Origin of the sequence: Paenibacillus sp. OT2-17 (genome assembly GCF_009827695.1) — a bacterium.
GTDB classification, from domain to species: domain Bacteria; phylum Bacillota; class Bacilli; order Paenibacillales; family Paenibacillaceae; genus Paenibacillus; species Paenibacillus polymyxa_B.
In genome coordinates this window covers 1-2,767 of sequence record NZ_WUDQ01000495.1, presented here as the reverse complement: position 1 = coordinate 2,767, position 2,767 = coordinate 1, and the positions used below count along the sequence as shown (strand labels likewise).

Genomic DNA, 2,767 nt, shown 5'->3' with positions numbered 1-2,767 from the left:
CCCTTAGGCTGGCCTGTCGTTCCAGACGTATAGATTACATACGCTAGGTTATGAGGACCGGATGTGGCTTCCAAATTCGAACCATCCCTGTGATATGCGGATATAGCTTTTCCTTTTGCCTCAGCCGTACTTGCATCCGCACTGCCTTCGCCCATTTCTGCATCCAACAGCAGTACCTTGTCCCTAAATTCCACTTTTTCAACCAAATGCTGCTGCGTTAACAGCAGTTCCGTACCTGAATCGTCCAGCATATAACGGATGCGGTTCTCCGGATAAGTCGGATCGATCGGAATGTAGGCGCCCCCTGCTTTCAAAATACCCAAGATGCCGACAATCATGTCAATCGATCGCTCTGTCATCAGGCCGACTAGGCCGTCTGCCATCACACCGTTACTGCGTAAAGTACGCGCCAGACGGTTCGCTCGCTCATTTAATTCACGGTAGGTCACTTGCGCTCCTTCAAAATATACAGCTACCTGCTCCGGTGTTCGCAAGACCTGCTCCTCAAACAACCCGTGAATCGTCTGCTCACGTGGATATGCTGCTGTCGTGTCACACCAAGCATCCAGCATTTGCTCGCGTTCCTGCGCGGTTAATATATCCAGCTCGCAAATCCGGTCAGCTGGATTGATCTTGATTTGCTCCAGCAGTTGCAGCAAATGCCCCTGGATCTGCTCTACCCTTTCATAATCATATACCTGGGCATTGTAACCAAAATGAACTCGTAGCGTCTCTCCCGGTAACACCACGATGTTAAAATCATAATTCGTCTGCTCAACCGCTCCTGCTCCGGTTATTATAAAATCAGCTTCCTCCCTTTCACCTAATTGCTCAATTTGTTCATCCACCGGATAGTTCTCAAATACCATAATATGATTAATCAGTTCCACTTTTTGCTCTGCCTGTGCCTGAATCTCATAGAGTGGGAACGTTTCGTATGTTCCCGAAGCAAGCGCCTGTCGCTGAGTTTGCTTCATCAGATCTGTAAATGCAGTTGCTTGTCCGCCTTGAATACGGACGGGGACCGTGTTAATGAATAGTCCAATCATCTGCTCTACTCCGGCAATGTCCGCTGGACGTCCAGATACCACGCTCCCGAAAACGACATCCTCTGTGCGATTATACTTTTGCAACAAAACACCCCAGGCCGTTTGCATCAGCGTGTTTATCGTTACCTGTTCTTGCTTTGCCAATTGCAGTAGAGCCGTTGTCAGGTCTATACCCAAATCAAATTCCAGATATTCGGCCACATATCCCTGGGTCTTCCCTGTTTTGGCCTGCGGCAAGACCGCCGTCTCCTCATAGCCCCGCAGGTAACCGTTCCAATATTCCGCTGCTTCCTGACGGTTCTGCCCTTCCAGCCATTCGATGTATCGGCTATATGGTGTTACCACAGGCAATTGCGGTGGCTTCCCTTCTGTAAGGGCGGTATATCCTCCAAAGACCTCATTGGTGACCAGTGACAAGCACCAGCCATCCATTATGATATGGTGGAAGCTCCATACAAAATGGTATAAATCGTCTGATGTACGGAAGATGGATACCCGCATCAGCGTATCCTTTTCCAGATTAAACCCCTTCTGCTTATCCCGACGCGCGAATTCCTCGATATATTGCTCCTGCGCCACCTTCTCCTTTTCACGTATATCCTCCACGTACAGCTCTCCGCGTTTATTCCGGTACACCACTTGCAAGGGCTCGTCCTGCAAATCGCTCCGGAAGTTGGTCCGCAGTGCTGAATGACGCTGCACCAACGAGTCCAGACTGGCAGCAAACGCTACGAGATCCAGCGTTCCCTTCAGTTCAAAGGTGGACTGCTCCACATAGGCGCTCGACTGGGAATCCAGCATGTTGTGGAACAGCATTCCTTTTTGCATCGGCGTCATGGGGTATATATTCTCAAGCTCTCCGTCAGGCTGAATCTGCTCCACCATCTGGTCCAATGCTTCCAGGCTTAGACCCGAAAGACCCGAAAGCAGCACATCACTTGGCGTCAATTCAGAACGCTCCCGTGATACACAGTGGCGGATCACTTCCAGCACGTTCTGCTTGAGTTCCCTGGCTAGTTTTATTACATTATCTTCCTGTAATACTTTTGTGTTATAACGAATATCCAGCTCGAGCATTTCATCTGTTACAATGCCCCCCACATCCAGGGAACACGGCATTCTGGTCTGTTCGTTAACATCTGCTCCACTGGAGTACGGTGACATGCGCGTTTCGCTGTGCCGCAGCGTCTGATCAAATTCACCCAAATAATTAAAGCTGATCTGTGGCTCGGCGTATGTTGCCCCGGACGGTCCGTTCTGGCTGAGATATCTCCAGATGCCGTATCCAATCCCTTTATGTGGAATGCTGCGTAACATCTCCTTCATCCGTTTGATGTACCCGGAGATATCATCTTCCCGATTAATCCGCAGCAGCACCGGGTATTGACTCGTAAACCAGCCGACCGTTCGTGATATATCCGTATCCTTCATGATATCTTCCCGGCCATGGCCTTCCAGAAGAATTGCAACCTGATCACTGCCAGTCCAAGTGCTTAACGTCATGCCGAGCGCCGTCAGCAACAGATCGTTCACTTCTGTGTTGTACGCGCGATGGGCCTGCTTTAGCAGTTGATCAGTCTCTTCTTTCGTGAATTTCAAGCTCAAAGTAGCTGTGTTATTTATGGTCAATGGTTTTTTATTATATTCCAGCAATTCTGAAAGTTTTAAAGACTCGTATGCCGTCAATTCATTCAATTGCTCCCAGTATACGTGCTCAC

General features: G+C 49.2%; 1 protein-coding gene. It reads right to left on the bottom strand.

Going from position 1 to position 2,767, the window contains the following annotated elements; all coding sequences use genetic code 11:
* On the bottom strand, positions 1 to 2,767 hold a 2,767-nt coding region (locus GRP75_RS23645), incomplete at both ends, for a condensation domain-containing protein (RefSeq protein ID WP_160790535.1).